This window comes from Thermococcus chitonophagus (assembly GCF_002214605.1).
Taxonomy (GTDB): Archaea; Methanobacteriota_B; Thermococci; order Thermococcales; family Thermococcaceae; genus Pyrococcus; species Pyrococcus chitonophagus.
Window position 1 is genome coordinate 1523280 of sequence record NZ_CP015193.1, and the last position, 17355, is coordinate 1540634.

The window sequence follows — 17355 nt, forward strand, 5'->3', positions numbered from 1 at the left end:
CTACCTCCTAAGTTCAACTACAAACGTCACTTTGTCATTTAACACAGACAACTTTTTGAGTAGTAGTTCTGTAATTGTAATTTCTCTTTGGATCGTGACATCTACATTAAGTTCGTCGCTTCCATCTAAATATTCCTTTGAATCTTCAATTACTTGAGTAGCTACATCAAGTGGAATTCTGTCCAAGTCCATAGAAACTCTTGAACCATTGGCTTTTATTACAGCAGTTCCTGACAGTATGTGTTCACTACCAATAGCATCCTGCAATATTTTGAGATGTTCAAGTCTCCTGATGTCTTCAATTTTTATTAATGTCCCTCCAATATGCTCTTCTGTGAGTTTTCTAGTTCGTATGGTGGGGCTGATTACTTCTACTCTTAGGGTAGCTACATGCTCCACATCTTTACTTTCAGCATAAAGCCTGAATTCGTCGCTTTCTCTTGGAGCCTTTAGATGCCAAACAGTCTCGAAAGGCACGATTCCATTTGTTTCTTTAAGTTTTCCATAATCAACTTTCAGCTTGACTTCAAATGATTTATTTGGATCCTTTGGAGCTATTACAACTTTCACTTCAATGAGCTCTTCAGGATGTGCTGAAACATAAGCTGGAGAAATTTCAATTTCGAAGTCGCTGAAATCATCTGAGAGTTCTTCTTCAGTAATGACAACGACAAAATTTCCTTCAACAAGCATGTTAATGTCTTCATCTTTGATTGAAATATTTTCCTTATCTCCGACTATGTCTTTGAGTCTTATTCTCTGTCCGTCTATCTCAAGAAATACTTCAACTTTTCTTCTGATTTTCTTCTTTCCTCTCTCGATTGTCTTTGTTTCCTCCCTTTGCAGTAGAGAACTCACTTGGGCCTCAAGCGCAATTCTTTTTGGCAAAATCTTGTCATCAAGAGTTATTTGATGAATTGTGGCTTGCTCCGTATTCTCTTTTTTGATTTCACCATTTACTATTACTATTTCCTTGACATCTTTGAATACTAACTTGCCACTTTTTGTTAAGATTCCTATTTCAAGTCTTGAAAGACCCTCTTTGAGGGCTTCTTTTATCCGCTCATCCTCAACCATTGGTAACGCTGGATTCATGCGGAAGTAGTTTCGTATCTCTCCAAAAGTGTAAGGTCTTGAGCTTAGGTCAATTCCTACAATGTTTAGCATTGCCTTTAACTCATCAAACGAAAGATATTCTGCAACTTTTTCAACTTCCGGTGAAATTAGGACTGAATAAACAGTTTCAAGTATTGATGTTGAAGTTGTTGAAGCTTCAGTTGCTTTTATACTGTCTCGGTATCCTTCATTTACCGGAAATGCAACTTTTCTGAAGGATTGTACTATTGTGGTGAACAAATCATCTTTAGCAGCATTTTCTATGTGCTCAATCATTGATTGCTGTATCTTTACAACGTTCTTCCCATAGTCGGAGTAGATTTTGTCAACTTCTTTTTTAACCTCTTTACAGGCTTCAACTTTCGCGAAAGCTTCTAGAATTGAATTAAATCCTTGCGGCGTTGGATACGTGACGACTATTGTATTCCTGAATTTCCTTGTTCCTCCCTTATGTTTAAGGATCAAATCCTCAAGCAGTTCTTCATCAACATACTCATAATAGAGTGCTAGAAGCTTGTAGCTATCGTCATCAACAATGTCTCCCATTCGAGGATCAAAGATAACGTCTTTCCGTTCAAATAGAGTAATCTTGATTTGCTCCCCTTTAGACTTTTTCCCTTTTCCTGGTTTACCTTCAATAGCCTTCTTAATTTCTGCAGTGACTTTTTCGATAAGTTCTCCTTTTTTATTTCTGAGAAGTTCGTCCTTCTTTGCGAGAACCATTTGATTCACATTTGCTATTCTCCAAACCCAGAAAACATTGTACCTATCATCATAGTTTAAGTGGATAAAGTAGTTCCTTGATATTATTTCTTCAATGGCATCATGAATCTTTGTTGAGTCCCACTCCATTGCTTCAAAAATCTCTACCTCGTAAATTCCCCTTGATATTTTGAACTTGTCTGGAAATCCTGTTAGAGGTGTTGGAGAATCGTAGGGATACGTTGAAAGGAATATGTATTCATAAATAATCTTCACGAGCTCTGGTTGTGGGTATTTCTTTAGGACTTTTGGATTAAGGTCAACATCAACAACTCCACCATAATTAGCATAATTCTCTTGGAAAAGAAGGCCTCTCAGGTCGTTATCAAAGACATCAATATGATGGGGCATTACTAATGAATATTCTTTTTCCTCCCTGTGTATTTTTCTAACAACTTTCCTTGTGAGCTTTATCAGATCTCTTGTCTTTTGTAGTCCAGGCACTCTTTCAAGAATTGTTCTCATTATTGTGAAGTAATCCGGATGGAATGGGTATGTAACCTCAAGCTCTCTCAGGAAGTCTCTTGTATCACCGAAAATTTCTTCATTTGCCATATCAACCATGTATCTCTCAATGATCTTGATTTTGTTATTTGGATCAATTTTTTCGAAAATTCTTCTTTTGAGAACTTCAATTAAATCATTGCTCCCCCTCTCGGTTCTTAAAGGAGCAACGAGTTCCCCACTAAGTTTTGCAACAGCCTTCCACAGAGCTTCAAGATAATCCTTATCATAGGCTTTCTCAGTTTCTCTTAAAACACCTCTTTCTACTTCAATTGGCAAAGTGACTATTAGAACATTATCGGTCCCAATTATTGCCTTTGAAAGTCGCTCTAAAAATATTGGAATGTTATTGGCATAGTTCTTGGCATCCTCTCTGTTGCTTCTTCTCAAGTTATTTCCATAGTCTGCAACTTCATCAATCATTATCAGCGTTTTGCCTTCTTTGAGAAGTTCTCTCAAGCTGTTTATGTCTGGGACTGTTAAACTCTCATCGTATGCTCTTATGTCAGCGTATCTACCAAGGAGATGAGCCAAATAGCCCCAGATAGTGTGGACTTTGTAAATTCCAAAGTCAAGTGGTTTAATTGGATTTCCTATGTCTCCCATACCATAAATAACAGCAATATTGACTTTGCCCAATGATTTTATTCTCTGTGCAATATGCTCTAGTCTCTTTCTCTTCATAATGTCGTAATCTCTCAAAACCTCCTCATCAAGGAGAGCATCGGGATGATTTAGAATGTGATACAGAGTTACCAATGTGTGTGTCTTACCTCCACCAAAGAGCGAGTAAACCGTGAATACGTTAGTTCCTTTTCCCTCAAGTGTTGATAGAACTTTCTCAATCAAATCTAGCATTGAATCGCTGAAATATGTTCTTCTAAAGAACTCCTTTGCATCAGAATAAATCTTATGTGCTCTTCCACTTACCACATCGTTAAGCTCTGGAGCAGAAAATTCATCAAGTGTTTCATCCATAACATCATTCCATATCTTTTCCCTTAGCATTTCACTCACCAGAGTAACTTTGTTTCCAATCTTTTTATGTTCTTCGGATAGATTATCCAAATATCTTCCTTTTGAGCTTCTTAGCTAAGTACAATATGCTAATTAACATGTGTATGCTCCATTCCCAGGATTCAAAGAGCCCTCTAAGGAAATATAGTCCAATTATCCATCCCATTAGATATCCAGTTGACCAGTAGTTCATCTTTAGGAAAAGGGAGTAAAGAGAAACAATTGCAACAAGATAGGCTACTATGTATCCCATTTGTGAGGTTATTCCAAGCAATGGTGGGATAACTCTTGTAATTAGGTAATATCCAACTATTCCTGTACCTGCCACTGCTGCGGCTCTCCTAAAGCCATGTTTTATTCCACCCGCCATGCAACCACCATTATCAAGACTTTATTATTGTTTCAAGCTCTCTTAGCTTTCTCTCAAAGAGCTTCTCCTCAAAGACTTTGAAGCCAACGTAGTCGGCCAGCATTACCCTAATGTCCTCTTTGTACTGAGTTCTCTTTAAAACTTCATATATTGAAGTTGGCTTGTAATTCTTAGCCTTGTAGAGTTCCCTTAGAACGTCCTTCCTGAGATAAAAGTCCTTCTCACGCCACGCATTTCTTTTCTTGTAGAAGCCCATTACGAGAGAGTAAATGTCAATTATGTCCTTCCAGTGCTTGTCCCTCTTGTCATCTGGATAATCTCCAAGATTAGTGTAAATATCGAACTTTAAAGCCAAGACTGCTTCAGGAAAAGCCACATCAACTTCTCCTCCAGCAATTAAATTTTTGTTAAAGTCTCGAACTTCAAAGTGAACTCTCGAATAATACCGATTTCTGAAAATTGATGAAGCAAATGGAGTGTCAAAGCTCAATTGTGAGGGCTTTTCGTCAAAGAGGAAGTCAACCTTCACCTCCTCCCTTACGATTAAGCTTTTGATGGGCTTTGCAAATCTGAAGCCAGCACTTTGAAAGCCGAGGTTCTTCATAACCTCCCTTATCTCCTCAAAGCTTTCAGCCTTTGCGAGGAAGTCAATGTCAATTGAAGGGACGCCGCTGTAACCCAAAACGTTATCCACCCAGTAGTACACACTCCAACCGCCAACAAGGACAACCTTCCCCCTCAACTCCTCGGCAATCTTGAACATTGCATTTATTGACTCTCTAATAACATCATTGTTGTAGCTCCTCAAATCATAAACCTCAAGGAATATGTCCTCAGAAAGCTCAAGCCTCTTCATTCTTCTCACCTTCAATTATGGAAATGACTGTTTCAAAAACATCGTCAAAGAGCCTCGTGTACGTTCCCTGGACAAGCATGTCCGCCAAAATCATTCCCCAGCTTGGAATGTAATAACCGTTGAGTTCTTTCCTAATCTTGAAGTAGAAGTCATCGTAAATGTAAACCTTGAAGGGATAGCCTTCGGGATCCTTAAACTTCATAAGCTCTTTGAAGGTTTTTTCACTTGCGTAGAGGATTCCGCTTGCAGGGCTGATTATCTTGCCAAGCAGCCAGAGGGCAGAATTCCCAGAAAACAGAACCAAATTCCTCATGTCATAATCTGGAACGAGCTTGATAGTTATTGGACTTAGAGAATTCAGTATTACCTCCTTATCCTTTGCCCACTTGAATATTAGCCCTTTTCTGTCCAAAAGTATGATCCTTCCATCCGATGCTGTTGTGAGGTAGCCTTCCCTTTTTAGGGCTCTTATTGTTTGGTAGGTGTAAATGTAGTTCAGCTCAGCTAATCTCGCAACTTCTGGAATCCGAATTCCTGTGTAGTCAAATACCACACTGTAAATTTTCTCCCTTGATACTGGTGGTTTCATGGTGTATCACATTAGTAATATTAGTAAATCCTTTTTAAACATTTACTAATATTACTAATGCAGTAGTTTTGGTAAGACTTGAATAAGAAGACTGCCAAGCGAAATTCCTACTGCAATCTTTGAGTATCTCAGGGCTTTTTTATTAATGAAATCCTGGTAATAAAAGTTTAATCCCTTTTCTGTGATCCTAATCTCATAATCCATGCTGGGATTCTTTAGCTCGTCTCTGGAAGTTCGTCCTATTCCAACAATAAGTGGGTAGTCAGTTGCAAGTAGTTCATTATTGAGCATCTCTTCTAATAATTGGACATCAAGCTCAGATCTAAACCTTTTGTGAAACTCAGATATCTTCTTTGGATACTCAATAAAAAATTTTAAAATTTCTAATCTGCGTTTAATTGGATCATTTTTCCGCCCCATTTTGATCCCTTAGATAAATTTTAAAATAATGAAAAATTCAAATAAAACGAAAGAATTAGCTCCCAATAATCTCCATCAATGTCTTCTGAGGCTTCTTTATGAGTTCGAGCTTCTCTGCAATGTCCTCAGCAAGCTTGAACTCTACATCGTCCCATCTTAGGTTCTTTGCCATGCTCGTGAATATCAAAGCTAAGTTTGTAGCTTCTTCGACAAAACTCTGGTACTTCTGCTTGAGTTCGTCGTATCTTCTCCTGAACTCGCTCTTTGGATGCCTCTTTGCGTAATACTCAAGGAGATGTAAAGTATCAATCGCGTTCTTTGGCTTTGGACTTGCAATATCAATACCCCTGCTCTTTAAGAAAGCTTCAAGCTTAGTGAGGTTGTCGCTCTGCGGTGAGTTGAGCTGGTAATACTTTGAGCTTCCCTCTTTCTTCTCCAAGAGTATCTTGCTACTGATTAGCTCCCTTGAGTTTGTCTCTGTTGCTATTGAGAGCAAGACAACGTCATTTGATGAAACCTTTGCCTTTCCAAAGAGAAGCTTGGCTAAGAGGTAGAAGAGAGCTTCCTTTGATGAGACTCTGCCGTGGACTTCTTGAGCTAAGGCTTTTGCAATGGCTTGGGCTGATGCGGGATAAACATATTTTTCAAGAATTTCAAGCACGGGGAGTTTGGTTCCATACCTCTGAACTTCCTCATATTCAGTGATTACGCTCAAAGCTGATGCTATTACCCCATAAAGCAGGTCCAAGCCAGTATAGCCGTGAGCTAAAAGCTGTTTGGCTTTTTCTTCAGCAACAAGCTGTATCTTTTCCGTAAAGCGGACTTTTTTGACTTCGCCCGTGTATGGATCTTTGTATTCAACAAAGTCTCTAACATCAACAACTTTCTTGCCATCTCTCTTGACCTTACGCCAGACTGCTATGATAGAAGTATCTAACGAGAGCTTTCCCTGTCTCATGATACTCGAACCAAGCTCAGTATTTAGGGGAATTGCAGTGGTGATTTGCAACTTTGCACCTTGCCAGCCCGCTTCAATTAGAGTAGCCCAAGCATCAAGGGATGTGTGGGCATAATAGGTTGCCAAGATTCCGTCATCTTTAAGATTGTTCTTCATTGCTATGAAAGCTTGGGTAAAGAGATTTTTGAAATGTTCCTTGGCGAGCTTTTCTTTCTCTTTCTCAGTATAGAATCTTGCAGAGAACTCTGAGACCTCTTTACTCGCAAACTCCTTCCACTGGACTTCCCTCTCCCTGTACTTCTTGCCAACCTTCTTGAAGAAAGCCTCTCTGTGAAATCTGGGGACAAGCTTGTTTCCTTCAACGTCACTCAAGGCTCTCTTGAGCCAAACGTAGTAGAAGTCGCTAAGCTCTGCATAGGGAACGTCAATTGAGTAAGGTGGGTCAGTGACAATCACATCAAAGGATTTATCGAAGCTTAGAGAGGTTGCATCACTCTGCATTACTTCGACTTTGCTAAATGTGTGAAGGTTTGGGGCAAGAGATGAAATAAGATAATTCAAAGCCCCCATAACTGAAGCAGTTGCTTTTGAGATGGAATACGAATTACCTTGTATGTACAAGACGTTTGTATCGCCCCAGTTCCATACCATTGCGATTCCTCTGAATGATAATGCTCCTTGGACTTTGTTAGGTAATAACGAACCTGAGGACCATCTTGTGGATAAAGTGTTGTAATTTATTATTTTCGTCTGAGCAACACTCAAATACGTCGCTATTGCTTCTGCATACTTGAACGCTTCCTCTTCGCTCCAGCCCTCCTTCAGCTTCTCTTCCTCAACTTTCTTGCCGACCTCTCTTATGAGCTTCACTATTTTTACAAGTGTGAGGAGCTGGCGAGGGTTGAAGAGCTTGTACCATTGATCAAAGCCCCAACCAATTATCTGCAATGCACCGAAGAGTAAGCTACCATAGGGCGGAACGGGTTCTCTCGGAATATCTGGATCTCCCTTCTTCAACAGCTCCTTGACTTTCTCCTTAGCTTTCTCCAATTTTGCGTTGTCTTCTTTGGTTGCTGGTTCAAAGATTAAATCGTTGTTCTCAATTTTCACTTTAACAAGCAGTCGTTGCCTTGCATAATTCTCATCACCCTGGTGATATTTTCTGAGGGCGAACTTGACGTAAAATTCTCCTTCTCCCTTCTTTCTAGTGTAGTGATTGCCGCTCTCATCGACGAACCTCATGACGTTTCCACAGTTTAAGCAGAAAGCCTGTTGTCTCCTTGACTCCATATTGCTCTTTGGAACTTCAAAGACAACAGCCTCTTTACCATCAATCTTTCTAATCTTTGCATCAACTTCTCCTTTCTCGATCTTAGGTTTGAGCTTCTTGACTATTTCTTCATCTTCAAAGACTATCTCTCCTTTTCTTGTGTCAACTTTGGCGTTTGAAACATCGCCCACTATCTGGTTTAAATCAACAACCTCAATCTCAATGCCATTCTCGGTTCTCTTGGGCTTCATGTAAGCTAAGCGCTGATACTTCCCTTTGCTGTCTTTAACCCTTGCGAGCCACCAGTTACCCACTATTGGTGTCCACTTTCCACAATGGGGACATTTAACTTCCCAAGTGCCAATGTAAACAGCAACATCATCGTCATAAAGCTCTCTGATCTCTGGGTCGTTTTTAAGCTGCTCAGTAATCCAGTTGCCCCACTTCGCAACATCATAAACTAAAGCGGGAACTTCAACACTTGTGATTATCTTCTTCTTTGCCTCTCGTGCGTAGCTGTCTAACCCTAAAGCTTCAAGCTCCTTAACTGGAACTTTCACCTTCAGCCTTCCAAACTTCTTTGGATACTCAAGAACAGCCTTGAGGAAAACGTAAGCCGTTGGTAATAACTCAACAGCGGTAACATCCAAACCCAAGCGAAGCCCTTCAAGCGGAATACTTCCAAAGCCAGCAAAAGGATCTAAAAGCTTTTTTCCTTCAAAATATTGCTTGTATTTATCTGGAATTTGAGGATTAAAACGATGGGGAGTATTTTCATTAAGCCTTATCATCTTTTTAAATTCCTTAGCATCAACATTTTCTGGAAGCAATGCTCCAGCAATTACAGCTCTTGCTCCAATTAATGGTTTCCTTGTCCACCAGAAGACCATCTCCCAATAAGGTGGTCTCGCCGGACCCTTTTCTTTAGCACTTTTTTCATTAATTTCCCTTATGGGAAAGTTTGGGCTTTCAAGAAAAGTTCTTTTCATGTTTTCACCACCAGAAATAACTTATTGTTAGAAGAGTTTTTAACTTCTTTGATAGTTGTGGATAAAAATCGGCAAAAGAATAACCTCAAATTTACAATTGACGAAGGAAAAGCTTATTTGGAGAAATGCAGAGATAATAATGAATGAGGTGTCCACAGGAATGGACCCTGCGAAGTTTTTTGCTCTTTTTGTCCCTACCATAATAGCGTTAATTGTTGCAGTAACTATTCCGAACCCAGAAAAAGTGGCTTATGATGCACTTACTCCAGCGATAAACGGGATTTATGAGCAAGCCCAAAGTCAGATTGGCGACCCTCAACTTGAGAGCTCTATGGAGTTAGTCAAGTTAAGCTGGAACTTACTCGGCTTTGGAATATGGCTTTCAGAAGTTCTTGCACCGTTTGCCATAATCTTCAGCTTCCTGACAAAAGCTGGGCTCCTCGATGGATTTGACTTTAGCTTTTGAGGAGCTCTTTTAATTTTTTAATTGTATTCTCAGCTTCTTCAAAACTTTTTGCACCAACAACTACACATTCCACATTTGGTAGTTTAATTGCAAGTTCCTCTAAACTCAACTTCTCTCCGAGTTTGCCACTGATCACGAGATTTTTAGTCTTATTTGTGAGTAAATACTCCAAAGACTCTATTTACAATTCTTTACGCTTCAAAAGAGCCAAAACTACATGTGCCCGGATGTAGGACGAAAAGTTAAAGGTGCAAAGACGAGTCTTTCATTGTTTGACCCAGTCCAAAAAGAGTGTCTTGAAGCACTCATAAATACTCTGTACATCAATTAAAGCTAGATCAAAGTCTTTTTTGTGAAGTTCACCATCCAGTTCCTCAAGAAAGTCCAAAAATTTCTTCCGTAGTTCTATTCTGAAAATTTCGACACTATTTAGGTGTTTTGAGAAACACAAACCAAAAAGGTATTTTATTTTCTCATCAAAATTTTGATGAAACATTGAAGGATGACTTTCTAGATATTTATCGGGAACATCATAGTAAATTTCGTAGATTTTCTTGCGGATACATAGTCTGCAGTAACTTCCAAATTTAAACAAGAGCGCAACTGGAAATGCATAAACACGAAATGTGCCCATCTCTGGAATGTGTGGTGTTACAACTTCTATATCAAAACACATATCCAACTCATTGAAATCACTAAGGAAGCTAGTAGGCAGCCGATAAAACATCATTGGGGTGTCATATCCATAAAAACCGTTACCTTTTTTCAGAACTAACATTTTCCTGAGATAAAAATCTCTATCTCCAACCAGTAGAAACTTATCGGGATTCTCCAAAATTTGCTGAAGTCTCTCAGGTACATCACCTTCAAAAAAAGTCGTGTGTATCGTTATTTTTCCGTTGTTTGATAAATTAGCTTGTATTATCTTTATTTTTGGGACATGTGATAATTCCATAGGTTGTCCCCAGTAAAATCCTTGGATTTAGAAATTTTTAAAATTTTTGGCAATACTAAGATATTAGCTAAATTAAATCTTAATTATCTTAACAACACTTTTTCATAAATCTTTACATAAATTAATTTTGAAGCATTAATTATCACTAACATGAGAATTTTACTATTAGTCGCAAAAGCGGAAGATTTATTTATCTAATAGGTATTAATTTTAGTGATGCACTATGTCCAAGTTCTATGATCTTTTTGCTAAAGAGTTAAGATCAAAGAGAGATAAATGGAAGAAGAGATACCATTCACTTCCAAATACACTTGAAAAATTCCTAAGAGAAGAATTCAATAAATTCTGGAAACCTGTTAATCTAAAAGATTATGAAAGAAATCCCAAAGAGTTTAATATTCTCGCTGTTGATAGCAGTTATCAGGCAGAGTCCCTCAAAAATGGCGGGATATTCTATGCAGTTAGAGCCCTTGGGATATCTAAAGACAAAGAATATCGTGATTTAATAGTTGATTTCGACTATGCAGATGGCCCGGTTCACAATGTAACTCATTTTCTTCAGAGAAAAATGGAATATCTGGAGCTTAAAGTTGCTGCAGATGCAATTTCTGACGGCTTCAATGGGACTATCTTAATTGATGGCTCCATCTACGGAAGAATATCCCATCTAATCGAAGAAAGCCCTATGAGCAACGATAGAGGCTTTTTCATCGAGCATTACAAAGAAGTCATGAGACTCTTTAAACTTGCCAAGGAAAATGAAGTGGTACTTGTCGGAATCAGCAAAGAAAGCAGAAGCCGCTTTTTCAGAGATTTTCTTGTTAAAAACTTAGTTTCTTTAGACGAAATTAGAGGCGATGTTTCACTTAACGAGGTTTTTCATTTGTTATCTCTGGCATTAGACCAGAAGAGAAAAGCAATTAAAATGTTGGACTCTTTAAAGAGGCAGTACGAAAATATTGGATTACTGGATGAAGTCTTGAAAGAACTGCTAACTCCCAGACCAGATTACCAGCTAATTGATAAATTTGCCCAACAGCCAGGTTACACGATTCCACTGTTACTGGGGCCTTCTGCGAGATGGCTCCGTGGTATTGAACAAATAGAAAAGGATCCAGAAGGATACATTGAAAGTCATTTTCCAACTCTGTTTTCAGATCCCAATTTTGTCAGTTATGCAAAAGTCATTCTAAAAAATATTCCTGATCTTCCTTCCATAATCTCAATGCATGTACTACCGGATGTCAATGATTCTCCTCTCAGAATAGATATTCCGGCTTTCTGTTTGGGAGATGATGTTAAGTTAAAAGAAATTGGATGGCCAGAACCATTTACTGGAACTCTTGATCAAATTTTTGAAATCATAGCTACTGGATATGGAGGGTTGGAATTCTACAATATCTGGCTTTGGAAAGTGGATAGAGAGGTTAAGTTTCATAGGCATGAGTTTGATGAGCTGTATTTCTCTAAGTTTAAAGAAGCTATTGAGGTGGAAATAAATGCCCGAGGTCACAGAAGAGTTAGGTTCCTTTGAAAAGATTGGAGTTGTTACTGGGGAAAGCACCCATGTCGAGTTTTATTTTGCAGTTGAAGATGGGAAAATGCCACAAGTATGGGACTATGTGGTAGTTCCGTCAAATGAATTGATTGATGGAGAGGAAAAAAGAGTCTTGGTGTTAGGGCAGATAACTTCAATAATAGCATATTCTCCAGGATTGACAGAATATGTGCCATATTCAGTGGCTGAAAAGCTTAAAGAGGCTGAAATAATAGAGCCAAGAAATCTTGCCAAAGTTAAAATTCTTGGATTTCTTCATAATGGAACTGTTCTAATGCCTCGGCGAACTATTTATCCCGGAACCTATGTGTATCTGGCTCCTGATGACATTTTAACTGAAGTTTATTCATATCCAGAAGAAGAGGGTCTTTACATAGGCAACTTGATAACAAGACCAAGCGTTAAAGTCAATCTCACGATTAGGGGATTTAGACGACATTTGGCTATCTTGGCACAAACAGGTGCGGGAAAAAGTTACACTGCCGGCGTATTGCTTGAAGAACTTTACAAAAAAGGAGCTACTGTCATTGTGTTAGATCCTCATGCAGATTATGTGTTTATCTCAAAAGATCCAGAAGGAAAGAAAAAAGTGCTAAAGAGGGTTAAGGTATTTAGAACCTCAGAAAGTACTGGAAGGTACACAAAAGAAGAAATTGGACACGTGAAAACTTTTGAAATCAAGTTTGCAGACTTATCTCTTGAAGAAATCTTTACAATAGCTGGAATTAATGAAAAATGGACCAACATTATGAAGGCTATTGAAGATGCCTTGGAGAGATTAAAAAGCAATGAGAATAAAGATGACAGCAAGAATTACACGTTAAATGATTTGATTACAGCATTGCAGACTTCAGATAACAACAACGCCCTTCGTGCTCTCACGTACATAAAGAGACTCAAAAAACTCAAAGTATTTGGAGACTCAACTACTCCAATAGGAGAGTTCCTGCAGCCCCAAAGCATTGCAGTTATGGATCTCTCCGGATTAAACGATAATGTTGCGGATTACATAGCTTACAGGATACTCTCGGAGGCGTACAATCAAAGAGAAAATGGCAAATATGAGTACCCAATCTTTATTTTAATTGAAGAGGCACATAGATTTATTCCTAAAAATCAGAGTACTCTATCCAAGAGAATCGTTAAGAAAATCGCAGCAGAGGGTAGAAAATTTGGAGTCTTCTTGATTTTAGTAACCCAGAGACCCCAAAAAATTGATAGCGATGTTCTGAGCCAATGTAACAGCCAGATAATCATGAGAATGACAAACCCCGAAGATCAAAATGCTGTTAAAAAGAGCGCTGAACAGGTAAGCGAGGATCTTCTTAGAGACTTGCCAGGACTGAATGTTGGAGAAGCTATTATTGTTGGGGAAGTTACTAAGATGCCGGTTATGGTCAAGATTAGAAAACGCATGACCAAAGAAGGTGGAGCAGACATAGACATTGTTGGACTACTCAAAAAAGCCAGGGAAAAAGCAAAAGAGAATATTGATAAAAAGGTTGAGCAGCTTAAGAATGAAATAAAAAGCTTCTTAGAAGTTTAAGAGGTGATAGTATGCGTATTGCCCATATTTCTGACACTCATTTGGGATATCGGCAGTACAACTTAGATGAAAGAGAAAATGACATTTATGATGCTTTCAATGAGGCTGTTGATATCATGATTGAAGAAAGGGTCGATGTCGTTGTTCATGCTGGAGATTTCTTTGACACTCCGAGACCGCCAATTAAAGCCCTTTATGTGGCAAAGGAAGCAATCAAGCGATTGCATGAAAATGGGATTAAGATTTTAACAGTACTTGGTGAACATGATACTCCAAAGAGGAGAGCAATGCCACCACATAAGCTTTTGGATATTCCTATCCTAGGAATTGGAGAGTTAAGTGTTGTGGAAGTCAACGGAGTTGGATTTTTTGGAATATCAAACATGAAAGGGAAAAGGGTCGACTTACTAAAACAAGAGCTTTCAAAAGTTGATGCTTTAGCAAATAGATATCCAAAGGCTGTTTTGATTGTCCATCAGGGCATAAAGAAATACTTACCCTTTGAAGGTGCATATGAGCTTGAGCTTGGGGATTTACCAAAGGAAATAGACTACTATGCGTTTGGACACATTCACAGGAGAACCTTTGAAAAGTTTGGCAGAGGATATTTAGCATATTCTGGCTCAATTGAAATACTGAGTCGCAGTGAAATAAATGATTGGAAAAGAGATGGAAAGGGCATCTACATTGTTGATCTCGAAGGGGACCTCCCAGAGGTACATAAAATTTCCCTCCAGCAAATACGCCCTCAATTTGAACTTTCATATTCCGAGAGTGATGTTATTGAAGAATTAAAGGCTTTTCTCTACAATTTGCTTAAAAATCCTCTAGATAAATCTCCCATCTTGAGGATAAATATCAGTAGAGAGGGTATCAGAAAACCAGAAATCCTTGAAAAGGTCCAATATTTGCTAAGAAAAATGGTTCCAGAAAAAGTGTTAAGGTATGATGTCCATTTTGTTGGAAGTGATACTCCCATTACCATTACTGCCGAAGAGCTTGGCAAGATTGCAGATTTAGAGGAACTTTTCATAGAGTACTTTAGGGATGAAACCTTGGGTCATTTAGCATTCGAACTTTACAAATCCCTTCAATATGGAGACGTTGAGGGAGGAATAGAGATTTGTAAGGAATACTTGGAGGGAAGGAAATGATACTAAAGAGGATTACTATGAAGAATTTCCTCTCACATAAGGACACAAAAATCGATTTTCCTCTTGGTGTTACAGTCTTCATAGGGCCTAATGGCGCTGGAAAAACATCAATAATAGATGCTATTTTTGTAGCACTCTTTAATACACCGCCACGTGGAGATAAGTTTGATGATATTATCTACAGGGGAGAAAGAGAAGCGAAAATAGAACTAGAATTTGAAGAAGGCGGAATCCCATACAAAATTGTTTGGAGAAGAAAAAAGGGAAGGAGTTCCCCAACTTATGAACTTTATCGGCTTGATAGGAACATGCTTATTGCACATGGGGTAAAAGCAGTTAAAAAAGAAGTTGAAAATATTATCGGTATCGAAAAAGACTCGGCTGTTAACTCAATACTCATAAGACAGGGGGAGATAACGTCTTTACTAGACCAAGCGCCAGCAAAAAGGAAAGAAATCATCGGAAAACTGCTTGGGTTAGATCGACTCGAAACTGCTTGGAAAACTATGAATGAGGTAATAAACTATTTCAAAGAGGAACTTAGAGAATATGAGGAATATGAATTCGAGTATTCTTACAAAACTAAGGAACTCCAACAAAAAACTGAAGAACTTCAAAGGCTATCTCGTGAAATAGAAACTTTAAAGAAACAGATTGTTACTCTCGAAGAAAAGCTGGAGAATATGCAACAGATTAAAGATAGCCTAGAGAACAAGAAAAAGAGGTATGAAGAATTAACTAAAGATATTGTAATACTTCAGGTAAAGATTAAACAAACTAAGGAGAAAGTTGAAAAACTTAAAAGTGAGCTTGCAGAAGCAGAAAAGGCTAAAGAACTAGCTGAAAAGCTTGAAAGTGAAGTTAAGAAATTGAGTCTTCTTGAGCAATTAAAGGATATTTTAGCTAAACTTGATTCACTAAATCAACAAAAAGAAGCTTTAGAAAGAGAACTGGATAAAATAAATCGTCTAGAGCAGGAAATAAGAGATACAGAAGACAAATATCGCCAATATGTGGAGATTGAGGAAAAGATTAAAGAAATAGAAGATGAGGTTTCTATCTTACAGCCTAAACGTCAAGATAAAGTTCAGATTGAAGAAACCATAAAACGAGTGGAGGATCAGATTAAAGCCCTTAATGAAGAGTTTCAGCAAGTATTAACTGAACTAAATAAGTACAAGATAGAGCTTTCAGCAATACCAAAGGAATATGAAGCAAAAACTCCAGCAGAAATAGATAGTGAAATTGCTGGCGAAAAGGCCAAGATTGAACAATTGAAGAAAGAAATAGAACGTCAAATTAGAGAATTAGAAAAAGCTAAAAGTGCTAAAGAAGAAGCAGAAAAACTAAAGCCTTTAGTAGATTTATTGGAAAAGCTTAAACAGCTTTGGGAAATTCGTTCTAAAATAGATTCCCTTTCAAAAGATTTAGAGCACTTAAACAGAATTTTACAAGATATCAATGAGAAAAAAAGCGAACTTGAAAAGAGTAGAGATGGATATGAGGAATACCTCTTGCTGGAAAAGGAAATCGAGAGCCTAGAGAAGCAGAAGTCTGAGCTATTGTCCTATCGTTCTGAAGTTCAGAAACTACAAGCTATGATAGATGAAAAGAAGAAACAGCTACAAATTCTTCAAGGAGACGCTAACAAATTGGAAGCTGAAATCAAAATGTACCTCAATGAAATCACTCCAGAAGCTAAACAACAGAAGATTACTGAAATTCAACAGCAAATTAAACAACTAAAAGGTGAATTATTGCAAAAAAGGAACAAAATTGCTGAATTTAAGAGCAGAATAAAGGAAATAGAGGAGTATCTAAACATTCTTGGAGATGCCAATGAATGTCCTGTATGTCATCAAAAGTTAACCCCTGAACACCGCCAAAAAGTTAAGGATGAATTCTCAGCAGAAAAAGCTGAAAAAGAAAAAATGATTCAGCAACTAGAATCTGAAACACTAACATTGGAAGAAGAAATTGAAAAACTTGAAGACCTTTTGATTACAATTGAGAAGCTTGATGTTAAGAGATACTTGGAGTACCAAAAGAAGATTCAAGAGATATCAACAGAACTCAAGAAGCTTGAGGAGAAACTTTCCCAAGCAGAGGAAAAAGTCAATATGCTCAAGCACCTTGAAGAAGTACTTCTGCAAAAACTTCAACGCAAAAAGGAAGTTGAACCTGATTATTGGGGTTATCTAAGTGCAGAAGAAGAACTAAAATCACTGTTGAAGAAGTATCCAGAAGAAAAAATAAAGGAACAATACAAGGGCATTGAGGAAGAGCTTGCAGAATATCATCAAAAGGAATCAGCACTTATTGAGGCCATAGGACAGTTGCCGGAGAACCTTGAAAGTGAGATTAAAGCTCTTGAAGAAAAGAAAGAGCAGTTTATTCAGTTAAAGACAAAGGCTCAGCGTATTCCAATTATTGAAGACGATATTTCTAAATTAAAACAAGAAATTCACGAAATAGAAACTTGGAAAATTCCAATGTTATTAGCAATTAAGAAGTTACTTTTAGAAAAAGCACTAAGGGAGTTAAATGAAGACATATCTAGGCTTAATGAGAAACTCAAGTTGATTCTCAAAGATATCGAGCATCTCGAAGAGCTCGAAAGTCAATTGCAAGAACTCAAGAACCAGTTGGAAACTCTAAAAGAGGACTATCAACGATACATAGCAGCTTCTAATGCTTTAAAGCAAGAACGTTCAAAGTCACTAGTCTTGGAAGAACTTGAGGAAATTCATAAAAAAATTTTAGATCTCACAAAGGAGGAAGAAGCTTTAGTTTCTAATATTTGACAATTGCCCGAGAACATAGAG

13 protein-coding genes are annotated in these 17355 nt (G+C 38.0%); 5 read left to right on the top strand and 8 right to left on the bottom strand.

Annotated elements, in window-relative coordinates; translation table 11 throughout:
• Genes A3L04_RS08565 through A3L04_RS08590 form a run of 6 tightly spaced genes read right to left on the bottom strand, consistent with a single transcriptional unit; the run spans position 1 to position 8851 of the window.
• Positions 1-3390 carry a DUF499 domain-containing protein gene (locus tag A3L04_RS08565; RefSeq protein WP_068577206.1) on the bottom strand — a complete coding sequence of 1130 codons (3390 nt, stop codon included), beginning with the start codon at positions 3388-3390 and terminating at the stop codon, positions 1-3.
• A 52-nt stretch (positions 3391-3442) separates the two neighbouring features.
• Positions 3443-3769 (bottom strand): hypothetical protein, encoded by a 327-nt coding sequence (locus A3L04_RS08570; RefSeq protein WP_068577208.1) that lies wholly within the window; start codon positions 3767-3769, stop codon positions 3443-3445.
• A 13-nt stretch (positions 3770-3782) separates the two neighbouring features.
• The gene (locus tag A3L04_RS08575; protein WP_068577209.1) at positions 3783-4625 is read right to left on the bottom strand and encodes a hypothetical protein; all 843 of its coding nucleotides are present in this window, start codon (positions 4623-4625) and stop codon (positions 3783-3785) included.
• Positions 4612-5214, bottom strand: a complete 603-nt coding sequence (locus A3L04_RS08580; protein WP_068577211.1) for a hypothetical protein — start codon at positions 5212-5214, stop codon at positions 4612-4614. The genes A3L04_RS08575 and A3L04_RS08580 overlap by 14 nt, the downstream gene beginning before the upstream one ends.
• Positions 5215-5268: 54 nt before the next feature.
• The gene (locus tag A3L04_RS08585) at positions 5269-5634 is read right to left on the bottom strand and encodes a hypothetical protein (RefSeq protein ID WP_068577213.1); all 366 of its coding nucleotides are present in this window, start codon (positions 5632-5634) and stop codon (positions 5269-5271) included.
• Positions 5635-5689: 55 nt separating this feature from the next.
• Positions 5690-8851, bottom strand: coding sequence for a DUF1156 domain-containing protein (locus A3L04_RS08590; RefSeq protein ID WP_068577215.1), 3162 nt, complete (start codon positions 8849-8851; stop codon positions 5690-5692).
• A 55-nt stretch (positions 8852-8906) separates the two neighbouring features.
• Between A3L04_RS08590 and A3L04_RS08595 the strand changes: the two genes are divergently transcribed.
• On the top strand, positions 8907-9317 hold the full coding sequence (locus A3L04_RS08595; RefSeq protein WP_157092410.1) for a hypothetical protein: 411 nt from the start codon (positions 8907-8909) through the stop codon (positions 9315-9317).
• Here the strand turns inward: A3L04_RS08595 and A3L04_RS11030 are convergent.
• Both A3L04_RS11030 and A3L04_RS08600 read right to left on the bottom strand, forming a co-directional pair.
• A complete protein-coding gene (locus A3L04_RS11030; RefSeq protein ID WP_157092411.1) occupies positions 9307-9453 on the bottom strand; it encodes a TBP family protein in 147 nt (48 codons plus the stop codon). The genes A3L04_RS08595 and A3L04_RS11030 overlap by 11 nt on opposite strands.
• A 129-nt stretch (positions 9454-9582) precedes the next feature.
• Positions 9583-10272, bottom strand: coding sequence for a hypothetical protein (locus tag A3L04_RS08600; RefSeq protein ID WP_068577219.1), 690 nt, complete (start codon positions 10270-10272; stop codon positions 9583-9585).
• A 223-nt stretch (positions 10273-10495) separates the two neighbouring features.
• Here A3L04_RS08600 and A3L04_RS08605 point away from each other — a divergent pair, with 223 nt between their 5' ends.
• Genes A3L04_RS08605 through A3L04_RS08620 form a run of 4 tightly spaced genes read left to right on the top strand, consistent with a single transcriptional unit; the run spans position 10496 to position 17334 of the window.
• Positions 10496-11806: a DNA double-strand break repair nuclease NurA gene (locus tag A3L04_RS08605; RefSeq protein WP_068577222.1), complete on the top strand. Its 1311-nt coding sequence runs from the start codon at positions 10496-10498 to the stop codon at positions 11804-11806.
• A complete protein-coding gene (locus A3L04_RS08610; protein ID WP_068577224.1) occupies positions 11772-13376 on the top strand; it encodes a helicase HerA-like domain-containing protein in 1605 nt (534 codons plus the stop codon). The genes A3L04_RS08605 and A3L04_RS08610 overlap by 35 nt, the downstream gene beginning before the upstream one ends.
• 11 nt (positions 13377-13387) lie before the next feature.
• Positions 13388-14530 carry a metallophosphoesterase family protein gene (locus A3L04_RS08615; RefSeq protein ID WP_068577226.1) on the top strand — a complete coding sequence of 381 codons (1143 nt, stop codon included), beginning with the start codon at positions 13388-13390 and terminating at the stop codon, positions 14528-14530.
• Positions 14527-17334 (top strand): AAA family ATPase, encoded by a 2808-nt coding sequence (locus A3L04_RS08620; RefSeq protein WP_068577228.1) that lies wholly within the window; start codon positions 14527-14529, stop codon positions 17332-17334. The genes A3L04_RS08615 and A3L04_RS08620 overlap by 4 nt, the downstream gene beginning before the upstream one ends.
• Positions 17335-17355: the final 21 nt, after the last annotated feature.

Bases quoted from the DNA above. Each gene is read 5' to 3' on its own strand.
- A3L04_RS08600 (WP_068577219.1), bottom strand. From the start codon at position 10,272: ATGGAATTATCACATGTCCCAAAAATAAAGATAATACAAGCTAATTTA.
- A3L04_RS08615 (WP_068577226.1), top strand. From the start codon at position 13,388: ATGCGTATTGCCCATATTTCTGACACTCATTTGGGATATCGGCAGTAC.
- A3L04_RS08620 (WP_068577228.1), top strand. From the start codon at position 14,527: ATGATACTAAAGAGGATTACTATGAAGAATTTCCTCTCACATAAGGAC.
- A3L04_RS08610 (WP_068577224.1), top strand. From the start codon at position 11,772: ATGCCCGAGGTCACAGAAGAGTTAGGTTCCTTTGAAAAGATTGGAGTT.
- A3L04_RS08570 (WP_068577208.1), bottom strand. From the start codon at position 3,769: ATGGCGGGTGGAATAAAACATGGCTTTAGGAGAGCCGCAGCAGTGGCA.
- A3L04_RS08585 (WP_068577213.1), bottom strand. From the start codon at position 5,634: ATGGGGCGGAAAAATGATCCAATTAAACGCAGATTAGAAATTTTAAAA.
- A3L04_RS08590 (WP_068577215.1), bottom strand. From the start codon at position 8,851: ATGAAAAGAACTTTTCTTGAAAGCCCAAACTTTCCCATAAGGGAAATT.
- A3L04_RS08565 (WP_068577206.1), bottom strand. From the start codon at position 3,390: ATGCTAAGGGAAAAGATATGGAATGATGTTATGGATGAAACACTTGAT.
- A3L04_RS08605 (WP_068577222.1), top strand. From the start codon at position 10,496: ATGTCCAAGTTCTATGATCTTTTTGCTAAAGAGTTAAGATCAAAGAGA.
- A3L04_RS08575 (WP_068577209.1), bottom strand. From the start codon at position 4,625: ATGAAGAGGCTTGAGCTTTCTGAGGACATATTCCTTGAGGTTTATGAT.
- A3L04_RS08580 (WP_068577211.1), bottom strand. From the start codon at position 5,214: ATGAAACCACCAGTATCAAGGGAGAAAATTTACAGTGTGGTATTTGAC.